Below are 21,203 nucleotides of genomic sequence, written 5' to 3'. Positions count from 1 at the left end.
GAGCGATTTCTTTTTGTCTCGACCAGACCGTTTCGTGAAGAGTTTCGCGAACGGCCCTTTGGTCGGGCTGACAGGATTTGAACCTGCGACCCCTTGACCCCCAGTCAAGTGCGCTACCAAGCTGCGCCACAGCCCGCCGCTCCTGCGACGATTCCAACGAACAGAATCAGCGGGAGACAACTTGAATATCTTACCGCGTCTGGGAACCACTCGCGCACCGTCTGCGGCCGCGGAGGGAAAGTCGCGGTGCTGAACCGAGCACGGGTGACCGATGCAGTGGCACAGCGACGGCGCGGGCGGAGCGTGAGTGAATGCCAGCAGACAGCGAGACCAAGGTCGAAGCCGCCGCATCCGTGCTGCGGGAAGACGTGAGCCAGGTGTTCGCCACCCGCGGCGACCCGGCACGATGCTGGTGCCAGTACTTCAAGCTACCGAACCGGGAGTTCCAGAACGCCACAGCGCAAGCGTGCGCCGGGATGTTGCGGGAGCAGGTGCAGGCCAGCGCGCCCGGGCCGGGCGTCATCGCGTTTCTTGACGGAGAGCCGGTCGGTTGGTGCGCGGTCGAGCCGAAGCCGGCGTATTCGCGGCTGCAAAGGGCGAAGGTGGTCACCGTGGGCAGACGGCAGAAGCCTGACGACGCATCCGTGTGGCCGGTCACGTGCTTCGTGGTGCGGGTCGGAATCGGCGGCGCGGAGTTGCGGCGGCGCGGCTGTGAGCGGCTGTCGCCCAGGCCCGTGGCGCGGGTGCGGAAAGGCCGGGTCGTGATGGAGCTGGTGGTTCAGACGACCGAAAAGGCCCCGACCGGGAGATGAGACATCTCCCGATCGGGGCCTTGTGACGCGCTGAGCGGCTAGCGCTTGCGCTTCTCGCGCACGCGCATGCTGATGTTGATCGGGCTTCCCTCGAAGCCGTAAACCTCGCGCAGGCGACGCTGGATGTAGCGACGGTAGCCCGGGTCGAGGAACCCGGTGGTGAAGATAACGAAGGTCGGCGGGCGGCTGGAGGCCTGGGTGCCGAACAGGATGCGGGGCTGCTTGCCGCTGCGCACGGGGTGCGGGTGCGACGCGGCCAGCTCGGCGAGGAACGCGTTGAACTTGCCGGTGGCGATGCGGGTGTCCCAGGCTTCGAGAGCGGTCTCGAGGGCCGGAACGAGCTTCTCCATGTGGCGGCCGGTCTTGGCCGAGATGTTAACCCGCGGAGCCCAGGAGACGTGCGCCAGGTCCTGCTCGATCTCACGTTCGAGGTAGCGGCGACGGTCGTCGTCGATCTGGTCCCACTTGTTGAATGCCAGCACGAGGGCGCGACCGGATTCGAGCACCAGGTCGATCACGCGCACGTCCTGCTCGCTGATCACCTCGGTCACGTCGATCAGGACCACGGCCACCTCGGCCTTTTCCAGTGCGGCGCTGGTGCGCAGTGAGGCGTAGAAGTCGGCGCCCTGCGAGAGGTGCACGCGACGACGGATGCCGGCCGTGTCGACAAAGCGCCACACCCTGCCGCCGAGCTCGACCTGCTCGTCGACGGGGTCGCGCGTGGTTCCGGCGAGTTCGTTGACGACAACGCGCTCCTCGCCGACGACCTTGTTCAGAAGACTCGACTTGCCCACGTTCGGTCGGCCGAGGATCGCGACGCGGCGTGGTCCGCCGACTTCCTGTTTGGCGACGGCGGAGATCTCGGGGAGTTCCTCGAGGATCGCGTCGAGCAGGTCGGCGACGCCGCGGCCGTGCAGGGCCGAGACGGGCCAGGGCTGGCCGAGGCCGAGCGCCCAGAGGCTCGCGGCCTCCGGCTCCTGGCGGATGTCGTCGACCTTGTTGGCGACGAGGAAGACGGGCTTGCCGGCCTTGCGCAGCAGGCGCACGACGGCCTCGTCGGTGGAGGTCGGTCCCACGTTGGCGTCGACGACGAACATGACGACGTCGCAGAGTTCGATGGCCAGTTCGGCCTGGGCGGCGACGGATGCGTCGATGCCCTTGGCGTCGGGCTCCCAGCCGCCGGTGTCGACGAGACTGAAGCGGCGTTCGTGCCATTCACCCTTATACGTCACGCGGTCGCGGGTCACGCCGGGGGTGTCCTCCACGACGGCCTCGCGGCGGCCGAGGATGCGGTTCACGAGCGCGGACTTGCCCACGTTCGGGCGGCCGACGATGGCGATGACCGGCAGGGCCGGCAGGTACTGGATGGCGTCGGGGTCTTCCGTCACCGTGTCAAGAACGTCGAAGTCCTCGTCCGCGAGGTCGTACTCGTTCAATCCGGTGCGGAGGGCGGCGGCGCGCTGCGTCACCAGGTCGTCGTCGAGATCGTCCAGTCGCGTCACCAGTTCGGTGTCAGGGTCGGGGATCGTGTCGTCGAAGTCGTTGTTGTTGGTCATGCGATGGCCTCGCGGTAGGTATTGATGACGTCGAGGACCGCGTCAATGGTCTGTTCGAAGTCGAGATGGGTGGAGTCGACGGTGGTCACACCGTCTGCGGCGCTCATGAATTCGACAACCTGTGAGTCAGCGCGATCCCTCGATCGCAGCTGCTCCGCCACGGTTTCAGCCGATTGGGTCGATATTTCCGCAGAGCGCCTAGCCATTCTAGCCTCCTCGGAAGCCGTGAGCAGTATGCGGATCTCGGCGGTGGGAGCGACCACGGTGGTGATGTCCCGGCCCTCGATCACGATTCCGGTGCGCTTGGAGCTTGCCGCGATGGCGCGAAACAGCTCCGTCAGGTGCGTGCGCACCTCCGGGATGCGGGCCACGGAGCTGACGATGGCGGAGACGGCGGGGTCGCGGATCGCGTCGGTGACATCCGCCCGGCCGACCCGAACGACGTGCTCGTCGGGGGCGATGCCGATGGAGTAGTCGAAGTCGCCCAGGGCGGCCACGACGGCGTCGGTGTGCTCCGGGTCGATGCCCCGGTCGCTGACGAACCAGGCGAAGGCCCGGTACGCGGCGCCCGTGTCGAGGTAGTCGAAGCCGATGCGCCTGGCGGCGGCGCGGCTGACGCTGGACTTGCCGCTGCCGGCCGGTCCGTCGATCGCGACGATGTGGGGGCTTGAGTGACGACCCATGATTAACCAGCAATCCGCCAGCCGCGGGCGGCCAGCTCTTCGGTGAGGCGACCAACGGCCTCAGGGAGTACAGAAATTTCGGCCAGGCCCAGTTGGGCGCCCGGTGAGTGCTCGAGGCGGAGGTCTTCGAGGTTGACCCCGACCTCGCCGACCTCGTTGAGGAGTCGGGCAAGCTGCCCGGGGGTGTCGTCGACCATCACGCTGAGCGACACGAAGCGGCGGTCCTGGCCGTGCTTGCCGGGCAGGCGGGCCACCCCGGCGTTGCCGCCGGCGAGTTCCTCGGCCACCTTGCGGCGCGCGCCCGGTGCGGCGGGGGCTTCCAAGGCGTCGATGAAGCGGTCGAGGTCGTCGCGGTAGGCAAGCAGGATGTCCCGCACGGGTTCGGCGTTCGCGCCGAGGATCTGCACCCACAGCTCGGGGTCGCTGGCCGCGACGCGGGTCACGTCGCGCAGACCCTGGCCGGCGAGGTTCAGGGCCGAGCCGGTGGCATCCGTCAACCGGCGCGCCATGATCGTGGAGACGACCTGCGGCACATGGGAAATGAGCGCCACCGCACTGTCGTGCTCCTCGGGGCTCATCTCGACCAGGATCGCGCCGAGGTCGAGGATCAGGTCGTCGATCGCGGTGGCCTGCTGGTAGCTGATCGCGTCGTGCGCGGCCACCACCCACGGGCGGCCGACGAAGAGGTCGGCGCGGCCGGCGAGGGGTCCCCCGCGTTCGCGGCCGGCCATCGGGTGACCGCCGATGTAGCGGGACACGTCGGCCCCCAGTGCGCGCAGCTCCTGCAGCGGGGCGAGCTTGACGCTCGCGACATCCGTCACGATCGCCTGCGGGTGGGCGGCCAGCTCGCGCGCGACGATCTCGGCCGTCACGTCGGGCGGCACGCACACCACGATCAGCTGCGGCAGGTCGCCGAAAGTGGCGGCGCGGCCGGCGCCGTAGTCGACGGCGATGCTGAGGTTGGTCGGCGACGCGTCGGCGAGGATGACGTCGATGCCGCGCGCGCGGAGGCCCAGGCCGATGCTGGTGCCGAGCAGGCCGGTGCCCACGACGCGCACGGGCCCGATCAGGCGAGATTCAACCACTGGAACTCCTGACCTGGGCCTAGATCTTGGTTTCGGCCCGCGACACGGTGAGCAGCTGCCCGAGTTCGACCTTGGTCAGGTCGCGCACGGCGCCCACGCGCAGCGTGCCGAGGTGCAGCGGGCCGAACTGGCGGCGCACGAGGTCGACGACGGGGTGGCCGACGGACTCCATCATGCGGCGCACGATGCGGTTGCGGCCGGAGTGCAGGGTGAGCTCGACCAGGCTGAAGCCGTCGCCGGGAGGGCTGGTCAGAATGCGCGCCTTGTCGGCGGAGATGGGCCCGTCGTCGAGTTCGATGCCGCTCTGCAGCAGCTGGATGGTCTGCGCCGACACGCGGCCCTCGACCTTGGCGATGTAGGTCTTCAAGACCCCGAACGACGGATGCGCGAGCACGTGCGCGAGATCGCCGTCGTTGGTCAGGATCAGCAGGCCGCTCGTCATCGCGTCGAGGCGGCCCACGTTGAACAGGCGCTCCTCGAACTGGTCGGTGAACTCGCGCAGGTCGGGGCGTCCACTCTCGTCCTGCATCGACGAGACGACGCCGACGGGCTTGTTCAGCATCACGTAGCGGCGGCTGGTGTCCAGCTGCACGGCGACGTTGTCGACCATGATCAGGTCGGAGTCGGGGTGGATCCGGCGGCCCAGTTCGGTGACGACCTTGCCGTTCACGCGCACGCGGCCGGCGGCGATCATCTCCTCGGAGACCCGTCGGGACGCGACGCCCGCGGAGGCCATGACCTTCTGCAGGCGCACGCCGTCGGCGGCGGCCTCGAGATTGGTGGGTGTCCCCTGAATCCCCTGGTTGTCGGTTGTCATGGCAATTCCTCAAATCCGTTCGCGCCGTCATTGAGCAACGGCGATAGGTATGGCAACTCGTCGAGCGAGTTGATTCCGAGCTGGGCTAGCAGAAGGTCTGTGGTGCCGTAATTGATCGCACCGGTCTCACTGTCGGTGAACGCTTCGGTGATCAGACCGCGGCCGAGCAGTGTGCGCACGACCGAATCCACATTAACGGCACGAATCGAGGCTACAGCCCCGCGGCTGATCGGTTGCTTGTAGGCGATCACGGCGAGGGTCTCCAGGGCCGCCTGCGAAAGCCGGCTCGGGTTCTGGGTGACCACGAAGTCGGCCACGGTCACATCGTGCTCGGGCCGCACGTAGATGCGCCAGCCGCCGGCCACCTCGCGCAGCTCGAAGCCGCGGCGCACGGTGCCGGCGAGGCCGTCGAAGTCGGCCACGAGCCGGGCGACGGATGCGCGCACCTCGCCCAGCGTGGCGTCGACGGCCGCGGCGAGCTGCAGCAGCCCCTGCGGTTCGTCGGCGACCATCAGGATGGCCTCGAGGGTGCGCTCGAGCGGGGGGCGCGGGGCATCCGTGCCCTCTGTGTTTTCTGTGTTCTCTGCGTTCTCTGCTGCGGGGGCGGTGTCACTGCTCATAGTCGTGTCAATGCTCATAGCCGTGTCACTGCTCATAGTCGTGTCAATGCTCATAGTCGGCTCCGAGGTTGGCGAGGGTGTCATCGGTCCAGGTCTCGGCACTCCAGTGCAGGCTGAGGTCGCCGAGCGGCACGAGCTGGTCGAAAGAGATGGCGTCGAGGCGGTACAGCTCGAGCACGGCCAGGAAACGGGCGATCACGACGCCCTTCACCTCGGCGCTCACGATCAGCTCGCGGAACGTGAGCGTGTCGGCGGCGCGCAGCATCCGTACCACGTAGGCCGCCTGTTCACGGATGCTGACCAGCGGCGCGTGCAGGTGGTCGAGCCCCACGCCGGGCAGAACCCGCGGGGTGAGTGCAAGGGAGGCCAGGGCGGCGAAGTCGCCGAGGGAGAGAGTCCAGACCAGCTCGGGAGTCTGGCGGCGGAATTTCTCCTCCAGCCGCACCGCCCGCACGTGCCGGGTGGACTCGGCGTCGAGCCGGCCCTGGAACCAGGCGCTCGCGCTCTTGAAGGCCCGGTACTGCAGTAGCCGGGCGAACAGCAGGTCGCGGGCCTCAAGCAGAGCCACGTCTTCGGCGTCAACAAGCTCACCCTGCGGCAGCAGCCCGACGACCTTGAGGTCGAGCAGGGTGGCCGCGACCACCAGGAATTCGGTGGCCTGGTCGAGCTCTTCGTCCTGGTCGAGGCCGCGCAGGTAGGCGATGAACTCGTCGGTGACCCGGCTCAGGGAGATCTCGGTGATGTCGAGTTCGTGCTTGCCGATCAGGGACAGGAGCAGATCGAACGGACCCTCGAAGTTGCCGAGGGCCACCGAAAACGACTTCGGTGCGTCTGCGTCAGGCGACGGCGCCACGCTGGATCAGTTCCCGCGCCGCCTGCTTGTAGGCCTTGGCGGCCGCGTGCTCGGGTGCGAATTCGGTGATCGGGACGCCGGCGACGCTCGCGTCGGGGAACTTGACCGTGCGGCCGATGACCGTCTCGAGCACACTGTCGCCGAACGCGTCGACGACCCTCTCGAGCACCTCGCGGGAGTGCAGGGTGCGGGAGTCGAACATGGTCGCCAGGATGCCGTCGAGTTCGATGGCCGGGTTGAGCCGGTCACGCACCTTGTCGATGGTCTCGATCAGGAGCGCCACACCGCGGAGGGCGAAAAACTCGCACTCGAGCGGAATGAGCACGCCGTGGCTGGCCGTGAGCGCGTTGACGGTGAGGATACCCAGCGACGGCTGGCAGTCGATCAGGATGACGTCGTAGTCGCCGGAGATCTTGCGCAGCACGCGGGCCAGGATCTGCTCGCGGGCGACCTCGTTGACAAGGTGCACCTCCGCGGCGGACAGGTCGATGTTGGCCGGGATGATGTCGAGGTTGTGCACCGACGTCTTCTGGATGGCGTCGTGCGGGCTGACCGAGCCGCTCAGCAGCAGGTCGTAGATGGTGGTGACGTCGTGGGTGGGCACACCGAGACCGGCGGAGAGGGCGCCTTGCGGGTCGAAGTCGATGGCCAGCACGCGGCGGCCGTAGCCGGCGAGGGCGGCACCCAGGTTGATGGTGGTCGTCGTCTTGCCGACGCCGCCCTTCTGGTTGCACAGCGAAATGATGCGCGCCGGGCCATGACTGGGCAGAACCGCGGGTTCATCGAAGTCGCGCTTGGGTCGACCGGTCGCACCGACCGGTACCTCGTCTAAACCGGAAAGTCGTGTCCGGTCATCCTGCTTGCGCGCCACTGAGATGCCCTCGATCCGTCTTACACCTGTCACTGTCCCCACTGTAGCGATCGGATCGGGCATGTTGCGGCACGGATCGCCGAAAACCGCAGGTCTGCCGCGTGAATCCGGCGTGTCTCGGCCTGTCATCGGCCTGTCATCGGTCCGTCATCGGTCTCTGATCTGTGGAACCGGGTGAGTCACAGGCTCTTGCGTTAAGATTTTGAGGTGCCTCAGCCATTTACGCCCCTCCGAATCGCGCTCGTTTGCCTGCACACGTCCCCGGGAGCTGAGCCGGGCTCGGGCGACGCCGGGGGCATGAACGTGGTCGTGCGGCACCAGGCGGAGGCTCTAGCCTCCGCCGGCCACCACGTCGATATCCTCACCCGTCGCTCCTCCCCCGTGTCGAAGACGATGCAGTTGAGCCCCGGGGTGACGCTCCGCTTTCTCGAGGCCGGACCGGCCCGTCCCGTGCCGAAGGGCGACCACGAGGAGTTCATCGAGGCGTTCCGCGTGCAGATGGATGCGCTGGGACCCTACGACGTCATCCACTCGCACCATTGGTTCTCGGGTATGGCGGCGCTCCCGCTCGCGCGCCGCCGGGGCATCCCGCACGTGCAGAGCTTCCACAGCATCGCGGCCGACGCGTCGACGCCGTTGTCGGCCGGCGAACGCCCCGAGTCCCCCGGGCGCATGGCTGGCGAGGCCTGGCTGGCGCAGGAGTCGGATGCCCTGGTCGCAATCAGCGAGTCCGAGGCCGACACCATCGTGCAGCGGCTCGGCGGTGCGCCCGAGCGCATCTCGATCGTGCTGCCGGGGGTGGACGGGATTCTGTTCCGGCCCACGGACATCCGGAGTGTCGGTGCCGCCGCGGTTGGGGCTGCCGAACTTTCTGGACCGATCGACATCCGCGGGTACGCGATCGTCGCGGGGCGCCTGCAGCCGCTGAAGGGCCTCGACCTCGCGATCGAGGCGATCGCGGCCGTGCCGGAGCCGATCCGGCCCGAACTCGTGATCGCCGGCGACGCGTCAGCCGACTACGACGGCTATATCGACGAGCTTCGGTCCCTCGCGGCCCGGCACGGAATCGAACGCAACGTGCGTTTCGTGGGTCCGCAGTCCCGCGTGGACCTGGCCCTGCTGCTGAGCGGCGCCCGGGTCGTGCTCGTACCCTCGCACTCTGAAACGTATGGGCTCGTGGCGCTGGAAGCGGCCGCGAGCGGTGTTCCCGTCGTCGCCGCGGCGGCCGGCGGACTGCGCGAGGCGGTGCTCGACGGCGACACCGGCGTGGTGCTGGACTCGCGCGATCCGAAGGTCTGGGCCGGCGCGCTCACGCAGATTCTCTCGAACCCCGCGTTCGCCCGGCGTCTGTCGCTCGCCGCGCGCGAGCGGGCCGAGCACCTGGACTGGCCGCGGTCGGCAGAAGGCCTCGTGACCGTGTACCGGTCGCTGGTGCGCCCCGGTGCCGGCGACCGCCGCCCCTCACTGCTCAGCGCGTGAGTCTGCTGGACGGTGTTCCCACTGTTCTGTTCGTGCACGCTCATCCCGATGACGAAACCATTGCGACGGGTGCGCTGATTGCGGAAATGGCGGCCCGGGGCATCCGGGTGTCGTTGCTGACCGCCACGCGCGGCGAGCAGGGTGAGGTCGTGAAGGGCCTGCTCTCTGGGCTCGCGGGCACGGATGCGCTCACCCGGGAACGCGAGCGGGAGCTCGCCCGCGCCGCGGCCGCCCTCGGCATCGGTCTCGCGGATCGGTTCTGGCTGGGCACGCCGCCCGCGCGCGCCGCGGGCCTCGCGCCGCGCGCGTACCGGGACTCGGGCATGACCTGGATTCGTCCGGGGCTGGCCGGGCCGGCCGACGACATCGACGGCGACGCCCTGGTGCGGGCGCCCCTGGCCGAAGTGACCGCGGATGTGGCCGCGCTGATCGGGCGGCTTCGGCCTGCCCTCGTGATCAGCTACGACAACGGTGGCGGGTACGGGCATCCGGATCACGTGCGCATGCATGAGGCGGCGCTGGCCGGCAGCCGGGCGGCGGGGGTCGCGTTTGCCGAGGTGGTGCAGGTGGGGGTGGATGGAGCCACATCGGGTGCGGGTGTTGCGGGTGTTGCGGGTGCGGGTGCGGGTGCGGGTGCGGCCGAGTGGTTCGACCTGTCGGCGCACCTCGCGACGGTCACGGCTGCCCTGCGCTGCCACGCGAGCCAGCTCACCGTCGACGAGGGCGGTGGCCACATCGTGCACTCCGGCGGGCAGCGCGAGCCGATCATCACTGTGGTGGGGCTGCGCCTGCTCTGAGGTCGGCCGCACCGACCTGCGCCCGTCTGCGGGATCTGCACTGGCTTCCGCTGGTCAGCCGCCGGCCTGGTGTGTAACCCCTCGTGCATAACTCCTGCAAATCCTGCAGAATAGGCTCGAAAACACGGTGGAACCGGCTCCCGGCAGCCAAATTGCAGGAGCTATGCCAGGGAGGGCGCCGAGACTCCGACGGGTGGCGATGCGGGTGACGACGCGGGTGACGGATGCCCCGCGCGGCGGACCCGGCCGCAACTGTTGCCGTTCCGGACAATTGTTGCCGGTACGCGGGCAACAGTTGTCCGGAACGGCAACAGTTAGGCGGGGTTTGGCTACGCATCCCGGACCGGCGGGGCCGCCGCAGCCCAGAGCGGGGGCGGCTCTCGACAGCCGGCGTCACGTAACCTCGGGGATAATCGCGACACGCCGCATTCGGTGGCCGCTCGACCGGCGGGTTCCGAAAAACTTCGAAGCTAGCGACGGTGACGGATGCCGACGGGCGGGTTCGAGGGCCCGGTCACCGGGTTTCGGGAGGCTCAACCACCGGCGGGGCCGCCGCAGCCGCGAGCGTGGGCGGCTCTCGGCATCCGTCGTCACGTAACTTCGGAAAACACGCGAGACGCAGCCTTCGGTGGCCGCTCGAACGGAATGCCCCGGAAAGCTCAAACGTCAGCGGCGCGCGGCGGCCCCGGCCGCCACTGTTGCCGTTCCGGACAGTTGTTGCCGGTACACGGGCAACAGTTGTCCGAAACGGGAACAGTCAGGCGGGGTTGAGCTCGTCCAGGACCGGCGGGGGCTCAACCTTCACCGCGGGGTGACTCAACCGCCGGGGGGACGGAACGGGACACCCGCGCCCGCGGATGCGCCGTCGTGTACATGTCGCGCAGGGTATCCGCGGTGACGAGCGTGTAGATCTGGGTGGTGGCCACCGAGGAGTGGCCGAGCAACTCCTGCACCACGCGCACATCGGCCCCGCCCTCGAGCAGGTGCGTCGCGAAGGAGTGCCGCAGCGTGTGCGGCGAAACATGCCCCTCGAGGCCGGCGCGTTCGGCCGCGGCCCGGATGATCAACCACGCGTTCTGCCGGCTGAGCCTCTTGCCGCGAAGGCCCAGGAACAGGGCCGGCGTCGCCGGTCCACGGGCGGAGAGCAGCGGTCTCCCCCGCACCAGAAACGTGTCGATGGCCGCGCGCGCGTAACTGCCGACCGGCACGATGCGCTGCTTGTCGCCCTTGCCGGTGAGGCGCACCACCTCGGGGTCGAGCACATCGTCCACATTGAGGTTGACCACCTCCGAGACGCGGGCGCCCGTGGCGTAGAGCAGCTCGAGCAGCGCCTTGTCGCGCAGGTTGTGCACCTCGTCGCCGTCCGTCGCCGCGAGCAACAGCGTGACCTGCTCGATCGAAATTGCCTTGGGCAGCCGGGTGCCGAGCTTGGGCGGCTTGGACTCGTGGGCGACATCGGTGTCGACCACGCCCTCCTCGAGCAGAAATCGGTGAAACCCGCGCACGGTCGAGAGGATGCGCGCGATCGACGCCGCGGTCAGCGGCGACTCCTCGCGGGATCCCAAGAACCGCACGTAGTCGGAGACGTGCTGCCGGGTGACGTCGGCAAGTCCGGTCAACCCGACCGCGGCAAGCCACCGGCTGTAGATGGCCAGGTCACGCCGGTAGGCGGACACCGTATTGGTGCTCAGGCCGCGCTCGATCGCGACGTGCCGCAGATACGAGTCCACGGCCGCCGCGACGACCCCACCGGCAACTCCCGGTGCAGGCGGACCGCCCAAACCCGCGACGCCCCGGCCAGCAGGAACACCAGCCGCACCGCCCACACCACCAGACGAGGCCAACCGGTCACACCGTGTGGTCCCAATTGACCGGATGCCGCGGCCACGGCTCATCCGCCGCCCCGAGGGTGCTCCAGCCGCGCGCGCGGGCTGCCTGGGCGGCGAGCACCCCGATCACCAGCGACGGGTTCTGCACCCGGCGGGCCAGCACGGCATCGACGCAGTCATCAAGCGGCACCCAGCGCACCTCGATGTCGGCTTCTTCCTCGGTGCGCTCGAAGATCTCCGGAGCCGCGGCGAGGCCGCGCGCCAGGTAGATGCGGATGACCTCATTGCTGCCGCCGGGCGAGGTGGCGAACTCACCGAGCACATTCCACTCGGTGGCGACGAGGTCGGTCTCCTCGGCCAGCTCGCGCTGCGCTCCGACGAGTGGATGCTCGCCGTCTTCGTCGAGCAACCCGGCCGGCAGCTCCCAGTCGCGCGTGCGCACGGGGTGCCGGTACTGCTTGATCAGCAGCACCTGGTTGTGCTCGTCGAGGGCGAGGATCGCCACGGCGCCCGGGTGGTCCAGGTACTCGCGATTGATGCGGGAGCCGTTATAGCCGAAGGTGTCGCGGCGGACACCCCACACCTTGCCGTCGAAAACGATCGCGCTGTCCGAGACCGCCGCGAAGGCCGGCTCATCCGCCAGCGGGGCGGAGGCCGATTCGCCGGACTTCTCGGCGGTCACAGGAGCGGTCACGTTGGCGGCGGGCACAGACGGGTGGGTCACGGCTCAGGCTTCTTCCTTGGCTTCGACCTCGAACAGGCGGCTGGCCTGCTGGCGGTCCAGGGCCGCGCTGATCAGGCCGCGGAACAACGGATGCGCGTGGCTGGGCCGGCTGCGCAGCTCCGGGTGCGCCTGCGTGCCCACGTAGAACGGGTGCTCCTCGCGCTTCAGCTCGACGTACTCGACCAGGTGGCGGTCGGGTGAGGTGCCCGAGAACCACAGTCCGGCATCCGCGATCTGAGAGCGGAACGCGTTGTTGACCTCGTAGCGGTGGCGGTGACGTTCGGACGCCTCGGAGGCACCGTAGAGCTCGGCCACGATGGATCCCTCGGCCAGAACGGCCGGGTAGAGACCCAGGCGCATGGTGCCACCCAGGTCGCCGCCCGCGATGATCTCGACCTGCTCTTCCATGGTCGCGACCACCGGGAACTCGGTGTCCTCGTCGAACTCCGAGGAGGATGCGCCGGTGAGGCCGGCCTTGTTGCGGGCGTATTCGATGACCATGCACTGCAGGCCAAGGCAGAGGCCGAGCACGGGGATGCCGTTCTCGCGGGCGAACTTGAGGGCGCCGAGCTTGCCCTCGATGCCGCGCACGCCGAAGCCGCCGGGAACGCAGATGCCGTCGAGCTCACCGAGCAGGCGGTTCGCGCCCTCCTCGGTCTCGCAGTCGTCGGAGGCGATCCAGGTGACTTGGACCCTGGTCTGGTTGGCGAATCCGCCGGCGCGCAGCGCTTCGGTGACCGACAGGTAGGCGTCGGGCAGGTCGATGTACTTGCCGACCAGCCCGATGGTGACGGTGTGCTGGGGCTCGCGCACGGCGTCGAGCACCTTCTGCCAACCGGTCCAGTCGACGCTGGTGACGGGCAGGCCGAGGCGGTCGGTGATGTACTTGTCCAGGCCCTGATCGTGCAGCATGGTGGGGATCTCGTAAATGCTCGGCACGTCGACCGCGTTGACCACGGCGTCTTCGTCGACGTCGCACATCAGCGCGATCTTGCGCTTGTTCGAGTCGGAGACGGGCCGGTCGCTGCGCAGCACGAGCGCATCCGGCTGGATGCCGATGGAACGCAGGGCGGCGACGGAGTGCTGGGTGGGCTTGGTCTTCTGCTCCCCCGCGGCGCCGAGGAACGGCACCAGCGAGACGTGCACGAAGAAGACGTTGTTGCGGCCGAGTTCGTGGCGCACCTGGCGTGCCGCCTCGAGGAACGGCTGGGACTCGATGTCGCCGACCGTGCCGCCGATCTCGGAGATGATCACGTCAGGGCGCAACTCGTCGCTGGCCTGCAGGCGCATGCGGCGCTTGATCTCGTCGGTGATGTGCGGGATGACCTGCACGGTGTCGCCGAGGTACTCGCCGCGGCGTTCCTTGGCGATCACCTGCGAGTAGACCTGACCGGTCGTGACGTTCGCGGCCTGGTTGAGGTTGATGTCGAGGAACCGTTCGTAGTGTCCGATGTCCAGGTCGGTCTCAGCACCGTCGTCGGTCACGAAGACCTCGCCGTGCTGGAACGGGTTCATCGTGCCGGGGTCCACGTTGAGATAGGGGTCGAGCTTCTGCATGACCACGCGGAGACCGCTGGCCGTGAGGAGATTGCCGAGGCTTGCCGCCGTCAGGCCCTTGCCCAAAGAAGAAACGACACCACCGGTCACAAAAATGTGTCGTGTCGTGTCGTTGCGTACTGATGCGTCCGTGCTTTTATTTTCCACCACGGGCTTCGACTCTAGCATTGAGGGCTGACCTATCGGTTGGCGCGGGCGAGGTTCATGAGCTCCCGGGCATGTTCGAGTCCGCTCGCGGAATCGGGCAGGCCGGAGAGCAGGCGGGCCATTTCGGCGGCACGCTCGTCGCCGTGCAGCTGGCGCACGCTGCTGGCGGTGACGGAGCCGTCGCTGTCCTTGACGACGCTGAGGTGGTTGCCGGCGAACGCGGCCACCTGGGCAAGGTGGGTGACCACGATCACCTGGGCGGTTTCGGCGAGCCGGGCCAGCCGGCGGCCGATCTCGATCGCCGCGGCGCCGCCCACGCCGGCGTCGACCTCGTCGAAGACGAAGGTCGGCACCGGGTCGGCCTGGTTGATGACGACCTCGATCGCAAGCATCACCCGGGACAGTTCGCCACCGGAGGCCCCGCGCGCCAGCGACCGTGGCTCCGCCCCCGCGTGCGGGCGCAGGAGAATCTTCACGAGGTCGCGTCCGGTGGCGGTGATCTCGGCCCGGCCGTCGACCTCGACCAGCAGCGACGCGTTCGGCATGGCCAGGGCGGCCAGTTCGGCTGTGACGGCCGCACCCAGGGCCTCTGCGGCAGCGCGACGGATGCCGGTGAGCTGGTCGGCGAGGCCGTCAGTCGACTGGCGTGCGGCATCCGTTTCGGTGCGGAGCGTGTCTATGCGGTCGGAGTCGCTGTCGAGTTCGAGCAGACGGGCACTGCCGGTGTCGAGAAAGTCGATGGCCTCGTCAAGGCCGCCCGCGTACTTGCGGGCCAGGCCGGTGAGCTCCGAGCGGCGCTCCTGCACGACCTCGAGTTCGCGGGCGCCATCGGCGTCGAGGCCGGCCAGGTAGCTGGAGAGCTGCGCGGCGATGTCGGCAACCAGGAAGCCGGCGTTCGCGAGTGCCTCGGCAAGGGGCGGCAGGGCCGGGTCGTGCTCCCCGGCCCGTTCGAGCTGGCGCCGGGCGGACTCGAGCAGGGCGACAGCGTCGGGCATCTCGTCGGGGTTCTCCTCCGCCGAGAGCAACTCCCGGGCCTGGGCGGCCGCGATGCGCAGCTCCTCGAGGTTGCCTAGGCGTTCGGCGCGTTCGCTGAGCGACTCGTCTTCGCCGCGCTGGGGGGCGACGAGTTCGATCTCGTCGAGGGCGGCGCGCAGCGTGTCGGCCTCGCGGGCGCGCTGGTCCTGCTCGTCGACGAGTCGGTCGAGCTCACTCTGGAGGCCCTGCCAGCGGTAGTAGGCCCTCTGGAACAGGTCGAGGGTGTCGGCGAGCGTCGGCCCGGCGAAGCGGTCCAGGGCTGCAGCCTGGGCGACGGCCGAACGCAGACGCACCTGGTCGGACTGGCCGTGCACGACCACGAGGTCGCCGCCGAGGTCGCTGAGCACGCCGGCGGGGGCGCTGCGCCCGCCGACCACGGCCCGGCTGCGTCCCTCCGCGGACACCGAGCGGCTGAGGATGAGTTCGGGGCCGTCGAGGTCTCCCCCGGCGTCCCGCACGCGGGTCGCGACGGTGCCATCGGCGGGGATCAGCCAGCGGCCCTCCACCCAGCTCTGCGACTGGCCCTGGCGCACGAGACCGGGATCGGCACGCTGGCCGAGCAGCAGGCCGAGCGCGGTGACGACCATGGTTTTGCCGGCGCCGGTCTCGCCCGTCACGGCGGTGAAGCCGGGGCCGAGCGGCAGGGTGGCCTCGGCAATGACACCGAGGTCACGGATGACGAGCTCCTCGATCATGCGGAACGCCTATTCACGGCCGACCGGGCCTCTCCAACCCGTGACGGGCAGGTTGAATTTGTTGACCAGTCGGTCGGTGAACGGGCCGCTGTGCAGGCGGGCCAGCCGAACGGGAATCGGTGAACGGCGCACGATCACACGGGAGCCCGGCGGCAGGTCGTGCACGCGGCGACCGTCGGCGCAGAGCACCGCGGCCCCGCCGGTGCGGGCGAGCACCTCCACGGCGAGCGACGAGTCCGGGCCCACGACGAGCGGGCGGGCGAAGAGGGCGTGAGCGCTGAGCGGCACCAGCAGCAGCGCGTCGAGCGTCGGCCAGACGATCGGGCCGCCGCCCGAGAAGGCGTAGGCGGTGGAGCCCGTGGGCGTGGACATGACCACGCCGTCGCAACCGAAGGAGGAGAGCGGGCGGCCGTCGACCTCGATGACGACCTCGAGCATCCGTTCACGGCTGGATTTCTCGACTGTGGCCTCGTTCAACGCCCAGGTCTCGTAGATCACCTCGTCGCCGAGCTTGACCCGAACGGCGAGGGCCATGCGTTCCTCGACCAGGTAGTCGCGCAGCAGAGCCCGGCGCACGGCCTCACCGAGGTCGTCGCGCTCGCTCTCGGCGAGGAAACCTACGTGGCCGAGGTTGATGCCGAGCAATGGGGCCGAGCAGCCGCGCACGACTTCGGCGGCACGCAGGATGGTGCCGTCGCCGCCGAGCACGATCACGAGTTCGAGTTCGGTGGTCGCGACGCACTCGTGCAGGATCGCGATCTGGTCGTCGAGGTCCGGGCAGTGCGCGAGCAGGTCGGCGCGCTCGTTGCGGGCCAGCACCGGCACGGCTCCGGCGGCCAGCAGCTGCTGGCAGACGGTGACGGCGGCCTCGAGGGAATCCGTGCGGCCGGTGTGCGCGACGACGAGGATGTTGCGTGGTGCTGCACTCATTTAGTCACTCCCACCAGCGCCGTTGTGCGTTCGATCCATTCTGTCGGATTGCTGCCGACCGCGCTCGACAGCCAGCACAGGTACTCGCGATTTCCGGCGCCGCCGGCGATGGGCGAGGCGATCAAACCGTTCGTCTTGAGGCCGAGATCCCACGCCGCCCAGAGCACACCGGCAATCGCGTCGGCGCGGAGGCCCGGATCGTGCACGACGCCCTCGCGAATGCTGCCCTTGCCGACCTCGAATTGCGGCTTGATCAGCAGCACGAAGTCGGCACCGTCGGCGGCGGACGCCACCAGGGCCGGAAGCACGGTGGTCAGGGAGATGAAGGACAGGTCTCCCACGACCAGGTCCACCCGCTGCGGCACCCCGGAGGCGGCCGCGATCTTCTCGGCCGTGGCGTAGCGCAGGTTGAACCCCTCGACCAGCACGAGTCGCGGCTCGGTCGCCAGCTGAGGGGCCAGTTGCCCGTGCCCCACATCCACCCCGATGACCTGGCCGGCGCCGCGTTCGAGCAGCACCTGGCTGAAGCCGCCCGTGGACACTCCGGCGTCGAGCACCGTGCGGCCCAGGGCCGGAACCGCGAAGGCGTCGAGGGCGGCGATGAGCTTGTGGGCGCCGCGGCTGACGTAGTGGTCGGTGGCCGCCACCTCGATCAGCTGGGTGTCCCGCACCTTGGCGGATGCCTTGACGACGGGCGTGCCGTCGACCGTGACCAGTCCGCCCACGATCAGCTGCGCGGCGACGGTGCGGGACCGGGCCAGACCGCGCTCGGCGACGGCCGAGTCGAGGCGCTGGTCGGGCATCCGCTCGCCGGCAACGCCGGGGTCGCTGGGGTCGCTGGCACTGGTGTCGGGGGCGACGTCATCGGGGGCGCCCATCGGAGTTCCGTCGACGTCGGTCATGGGTGGCTCGCCCGGGGAACGTCTCCACCTTCGAGGTGGCCCCGCAGCCCGTCGTGCTCCTGAACGTACGCGGCGGCGCGCTCCTCGAGGGGCCGGTCTTCGATCGCAGCGAGCCGCGCGGGAAGATCCTGGGTTACGTCGTCCGTCGTCACGTGGGGCTGATTCACCCTCTCCACGTTACCGTCCGAGATACAGTCGCTCCGGAACAGTGAGCCCGTAGATGGGCCGACCGGATGCCCAGATCACGGCGCAGGCGGCGCGGAGCAGGTTGATCGCCCCGTCACCCTCGGCCACGATCGTGACGTCGGCGCCGACAATGCGCACCGTCGCCCCGTTCACCGTGGCGGAGGAGCCGTCCTTGGAGAACACCGTCTGCGGGTAGGGCTCGTGCAGCTGGCGCAGGTCGTCGAGGATATACGTCGGCCGCGACTTGGCGTCGGCGGCCAGGGTCTGCTTGGCCTTGTCGATGCCGGTGAGCACCAGCGCGGCCGGAATGCCGGCCCGGTTCGCGCCGAGGATGTCGGTGTCGAGGCGGTCGCCGATGAACAGGGGCGCCTGCGCCTCGAAGCGGGTGACGGCCTCGGTGAAGATGGCCACCTCGGGCTTGCCGGCCACGATCGGCAGGCGACCGACGGCGCTGTGCACGGCGGAGACGAGGGTGCCGTTGCCGGGCGCGATCCCCCGGGCCACCGGGATGGTCCAGTCGGTGTTCGTGGCGATCCACGGAATCTCCACGCCATCCTCGTTCGGGTGCAGGGCGAACGCGGCCTCGGCCAGGTCCTTCCAGCCGAGGTCGGGCGAGAAGCCCTGGATCACGGCCGCCGGAGCGTCATCCGCCGAGCGGGTGACGACGAAGCCACCCTTTTCAACCTCGGTCAGAAGACCTTCGCCGCCGATCACGAGGATGCGCGAGCCGGCCGGCACTTCATCCGCGAGCAGACGCACGGCGGCCTGCGGTGAGGTTACGACATCCGTCGCCACCGTGTGCAGGCCCAGTTCGGAGAGGTGGTCCGCCACGGACTGGTCGGTGCGGGACGCGTTGTTGGTGAGGTAGCCGACCCGCACAGTTTCCGCCGCACGGTTCAGGCTCTCGACCGCGAACGGGATGGCCGCTGGACCGGCGTAGACCACGCCGTCCAGGTCGGCCAGAACCACGTCGACGCCGGTCAGCGGGGTGACCGCCTCAAGCACGCGGCGACGCCTGAGCATCGTGCTCCGCCTCGTCGGTGGAGTCGTCGGCGTCATTCGCGGACTCTTCGTCGGAGACGTCAGTCGCGTCGTCGTCGTCGGTGGAGTCGTCGGCGTCATTCGCGGACTCTTCGTCGGAGACGTCAGTCGCGTCGTCGTCGTCGGTGGAGTCGTCGGTGTCGGTGTCGGTGTCGGTGTCGGTGTCGTCGTACTCTTCCTCGTCGACCTCCTCCTCGTCGATCTCGAGGATCTCCATGGTCTCGTCGAAATCGGTTGCGCCGGACACGGCAGCGTCGGCCCGTTCGGCCCGCTCGTTCCACAGCTCGGCCTCGTCGTCGCGGCCCAGCTCACCGAGAACCTCGGCGTAGGCGGCGAACAGCTCGGCGCTGTAGGAGAACGCGGTCTTCGGGTCCAGCTGCGGGATCTCTAGCTCGCTGAGCGCAGCCTCGGTCTCGCCGAGGTCCAGACGCGCCCCGGACATGGCGATCGCCAGGGCAACCTGAACGGATGCCGGCAGCGAGGCGCGCTCGACGGAGCGTCCCAGCTCGAGCGCCCGGTCCGGGCGGCCCACGCCGCGCTCACTGTCCACCATCAGCGCAAGCTGATCGTTGGAACCGGAGATGCGGCGATAGGTGCGCAGTTCCCGCAGCGCCAGGGCGAAGTCGCCCGTGGCGTAGGCGGTGATCGCGAGGCTCTCGCGCACCACGGCGATCCGGCCGGCACGACGGGCAGCCGACAGGACGTGGCGGTGAGCCAGCTCGGGGTCTTCGTCGATGACGCGGGCGGCCATGGCCAAGTGGCGGCCAACGGCCTCGGCGTTGTCCTTGCTGAGGGTCTTGAGCTCGTTGCGGGCGATCCGGTCGAGGTCCTGCGACGTGATGTCGTCGGGCAGCTCGGGGTCGTCGTGGCGCGGGCGCACCGAACGAAGCTCGCGCTGCATGCGCTGCTCTTCGGTCATCTCCTCTTCGACGACACGGGCATCGCGGTCACCGCGGGCTGGGGCACCGTCACGGGTCCACAGCTTCTTACCGGCGTCTCCGCGCGGAGCTCCAGCACGGTTCGGCGAACCGCCGCGCTGGGTCCAGGGCTTCTCGCCACCCTGCTGCGGGCGATCGCTGCGCTCGGGTTGGGCGCCGTCCTTGGCCCAGGGCTTGCGCTCCCCGCCGCCGGAGGAGCGATCGGAGTTGCCCCGGTACGGGGGACGCTCGCCGCCCTGCGGGCGATCGGGATTGCCACGGTACGGGGGACGCTCGCCGCCCTGCGGGCGATCGGGATTGCCCCGGTAGCCACCGGTAGAGGGACGGTCCGAATTGCCACGGTAAGGGGGACGCTCACCCTGCTGCGGACGGTCGGAATTGCCGCGGGAGGAAGGACGCTCACCCTGCTGCGGACGCTCGGAGTTGCCACGGTAAGGAGGACGCTCGCCACCCTGCGGGCGTTCAGAGTTGCCCCGATAGCCACCGGTAGATGGACGGTCCGAATTGCCACGATAAGGGGGACGCTCGCCACCCTGCTGCGGACGCTCGGAGTTGCCACGATAAGGGGGACGTTCACCATCACGCTGGGGACGGTCAGTATTGCCACGGTAACCACCCGTGGCCGGGCGGTCGGAGTTGCCGCGATAGGGAGGACGCTGACCATCACGCTGCGGACGCTCGGTATCGCCACGGTACGAAGGACGCTCGCCACCGTTGGCCGAACGCTCGGAATTTGCACGGTAACCACCCGTGGAGGGACGATCGGAGTTCCCGCGGTAGGGAGAACGCTCGCCTCCCTGCTTCGGACGCTCGGAATTACCGCGGTAAGGGGGACGCTCACCGTCACGCTGCGGACGGTCGGACCGGCCCTGGTAACCCCCGTTGGAACGACGATCGTCTCGTCCGCCGTCGCGTGATTCGTTATCGTGCGTTCCTGAAGGGCTCACTGTGTCTCCTGTGTAATTTGACCTGTCATTTCGACAGACCTATCAACAGTAACTCAACGCCAAATGACCACCCGTCTGGGAGGCCATTTTGGTTGATTCTGAATCGAGTCCGGCGGTGTCATACCGGGTCGCGGCGAGTGTCCCTCTCCGGTCGAGAGTGGTGGCTCTACCGGGCACTTTCGACCGGAATGAAGACATTCACTCTCGCTCACCACATGGAAGTCACCTCGAGGGGTGGCCAACTGTCGTTGGTGCAGGTGTGCCCTCCCACGGGGTGGTGTGGTTCGTGGCGCAAGGTGTGGAGGTGGACGCACGGTATGGAGGTGGGCGCAGGTAGAGCGTGCGCCGCGGGGCGGCTTGGCCAGGGCCCGTGTGTGTGTGGCTAACTCAGGACATCTGTTGCCCGCAGTAGACGGCCGCCGCGGGTTAGTGCGGCATTGGTGCGGATGCCCGGCATGGCCCGGCTGGATCTCCTGAGTTGGCCACGACCGCTGCTGGATGTGCGCCGCGGGGTGGGGGTGGTGCGCGCTTGGTTTGTGTGGGTTCGGCTGGTGTACCGCGGGGTCGTGTGCGCCGGTGAACGGTTGGGGCGGGGCTGTCGCAGTTGGTGGGCGCCGGGGTGGTGGTTAACGCACAATGGCCACCCGTTGGGGTGGCCATTGTGTGTGTTGCTACGTTGAGTCCGGCGGTGTCCTACTC

General features: G+C 69.0%; 20 protein-coding genes and 1 tRNA gene. 4 read left to right on the top strand and 17 right to left on the bottom strand.

Features of this window, described 5'->3' with window-relative positions; genetic code table 11:
- Positions 1-59 precede the first annotated feature (59 nt).
- A tRNA-Pro gene (locus tag CXY79_RS06850) sits at positions 60-136 on the bottom strand.
- A 175-nt stretch (positions 137-311) separates the two neighbouring features.
- Here CXY79_RS06850 and CXY79_RS06845 point away from each other — a divergent pair.
- Entirely contained in the window at positions 312-812 is a 501-nt protein-coding gene (locus tag CXY79_RS06845) for a hypothetical protein (RefSeq protein ID WP_104100398.1), read from the top strand.
- 38 nt (positions 813-850) lie between these two features.
- Here CXY79_RS06845 and der read toward each other — a convergent pair whose 3' ends face one another.
- Genes der through CXY79_RS06810 form a run of 7 tightly spaced genes read right to left on the bottom strand, consistent with a single transcriptional unit; the run spans position 851 to position 7,330 of the window.
- The gene (der, locus tag CXY79_RS06840; protein WP_104100397.1) at positions 851-2,368 is read right to left on the bottom strand and encodes a ribosome biogenesis GTPase Der; all 1,518 of its coding nucleotides are present in this window, start codon (positions 2,366-2,368) and stop codon (positions 851-853) included.
- Entirely contained in the window at positions 2,365-3,051 is a 687-nt protein-coding gene (gene cmk / locus CXY79_RS06835) for a (d)CMP kinase (protein ID WP_104100396.1), read from the bottom strand. Before cmk ends, der begins: the two co-directional genes overlap by 4 nt.
- Positions 3,052-3,053: 2 nt before the next feature.
- Entirely contained in the window at positions 3,054-4,136 is a 1,083-nt protein-coding gene (locus CXY79_RS06830) for a prephenate dehydrogenase (protein ID WP_104100395.1), read from the bottom strand.
- A gap of 19 nt (positions 4,137-4,155) precedes the next feature.
- Entirely contained in the window at positions 4,156-4,953 is a 798-nt protein-coding gene (locus CXY79_RS06825) for a pseudouridine synthase (RefSeq protein WP_104100394.1), read from the bottom strand.
- Entirely contained in the window at positions 4,950-5,573 is a 624-nt protein-coding gene (locus CXY79_RS06820; protein WP_104100393.1) for an SMC-Scp complex subunit ScpB, read from the bottom strand. Before CXY79_RS06820 ends, CXY79_RS06825 begins: the two co-directional genes overlap by 4 nt.
- Positions 5,574-5,616: 43 nt before the next feature.
- Positions 5,617-6,426: a ScpA family protein gene (locus CXY79_RS06815; RefSeq protein WP_104100392.1), complete on the bottom strand. Its 810-nt coding sequence runs from the start codon at positions 6,424-6,426 to the stop codon at positions 5,617-5,619.
- A complete protein-coding gene (locus CXY79_RS06810) occupies positions 6,410-7,330 on the bottom strand; it encodes a ParA family protein (protein ID WP_369827950.1) in 921 nt (306 codons plus the stop codon). Before CXY79_RS06810 ends, CXY79_RS06815 begins: the two co-directional genes overlap by 17 nt.
- 174 nt (positions 7,331-7,504) lie before the next feature.
- Here CXY79_RS06810 and CXY79_RS06805 point away from each other — a divergent pair, with 174 nt between their 5' ends.
- Complete coding sequence (locus CXY79_RS06805) at positions 7,505-8,776, top strand: glycosyltransferase (RefSeq protein ID WP_233191335.1); 1,272 nt, start codon at positions 7,505-7,507, stop codon at positions 8,774-8,776.
- On the top strand, positions 8,773-9,573 hold the full coding sequence (locus CXY79_RS06800) for a PIG-L family deacetylase (protein ID WP_104100389.1): 801 nt from the start codon (positions 8,773-8,775) through the stop codon (positions 9,571-9,573). The genes CXY79_RS06805 and CXY79_RS06800 overlap by 4 nt, the downstream gene beginning before the upstream one ends.
- Positions 9,574-10,367: 794 nt before the next feature.
- Here the strand turns inward: CXY79_RS06800 and xerD are convergent.
- The 9 genes from xerD to CXY79_RS06755 all read right to left on the bottom strand — a co-directional run bounded on the left by xerD (position 10,368) and on the right by CXY79_RS06755 (position 19,520).
- Complete coding sequence (xerD, locus tag CXY79_RS06795) at positions 10,368-11,303, bottom strand: site-specific tyrosine recombinase XerD (RefSeq protein ID WP_369827949.1); 936 nt, start codon at positions 11,301-11,303, stop codon at positions 10,368-10,370.
- A gap of 118 nt (positions 11,304-11,421) precedes the next feature.
- Positions 11,422-12,045, bottom strand: a complete 624-nt coding sequence (locus CXY79_RS06790) for an NUDIX hydrolase (protein WP_174721921.1) — start codon at positions 12,043-12,045, stop codon at positions 11,422-11,424.
- A gap of 84 nt (positions 12,046-12,129) precedes the next feature.
- The gene (locus CXY79_RS06785) at positions 12,130-13,851 is read right to left on the bottom strand and encodes a CTP synthase (RefSeq protein ID WP_104100387.1); all 1,722 of its coding nucleotides are present in this window, start codon (positions 13,849-13,851) and stop codon (positions 12,130-12,132) included.
- Between the two features lie 11 nt (positions 13,852-13,862).
- Complete coding sequence (gene recN, locus CXY79_RS06780; protein WP_104100386.1) at positions 13,863-15,560, bottom strand: DNA repair protein RecN; 1,698 nt, start codon at positions 15,558-15,560, stop codon at positions 13,863-13,865.
- A gap of 9 nt (positions 15,561-15,569) precedes the next feature.
- Entirely contained in the window at positions 15,570-16,490 is a 921-nt protein-coding gene (locus CXY79_RS06775) for an NAD kinase (protein WP_104100385.1), read from the bottom strand.
- Positions 16,487-17,293 carry a TlyA family RNA methyltransferase gene (locus tag CXY79_RS06770; protein ID WP_104100466.1) on the bottom strand — a complete coding sequence of 269 codons (807 nt, stop codon included), beginning with the start codon at positions 17,291-17,293 and terminating at the stop codon, positions 16,487-16,489. The genes CXY79_RS06775 and CXY79_RS06770 overlap by 4 nt, the downstream gene beginning before the upstream one ends.
- Before the next feature lie 95 nt (positions 17,294-17,388).
- On the bottom strand, positions 17,389-17,559 hold the full coding sequence (locus CXY79_RS15925; protein ID WP_158250237.1) for a hypothetical protein: 171 nt from the start codon (positions 17,557-17,559) through the stop codon (positions 17,389-17,391).
- Positions 17,560-17,569: 10 nt separating this feature from the next.
- Positions 17,570-18,601 (bottom strand): HAD-IIA family hydrolase, encoded by a 1,032-nt coding sequence (locus tag CXY79_RS06760; protein WP_104100383.1) that lies wholly within the window; start codon positions 18,599-18,601, stop codon positions 17,570-17,572.
- Entirely contained in the window at positions 18,576-19,520 is a 945-nt protein-coding gene (locus tag CXY79_RS06755; protein ID WP_233191332.1) for a hypothetical protein, read from the bottom strand. Before CXY79_RS06755 ends, CXY79_RS06760 begins: the two co-directional genes overlap by 26 nt.
- On the opposite strand from CXY79_RS06755, the gene CXY79_RS06750 reads away from it, so the two are divergent.
- Complete coding sequence (locus CXY79_RS06750; protein ID WP_104100382.1) at positions 19,485-20,474, top strand: hypothetical protein; 990 nt, start codon at positions 19,485-19,487, stop codon at positions 20,472-20,474. The genes CXY79_RS06755 and CXY79_RS06750 overlap by 36 nt on opposite strands.
- Positions 20,475-21,203 lie beyond the last annotated feature (729 nt).

Source organism: Cryobacterium sp. M96 (genome assembly GCF_002929845.1).
GTDB classification, from domain to species: Bacteria; Actinomycetota; Actinomycetes; order Actinomycetales; family Microbacteriaceae; genus Cryobacterium; species Cryobacterium sandaracinum.
This window is presented reverse-complemented; position numbering and strand designations above follow the sequence as displayed.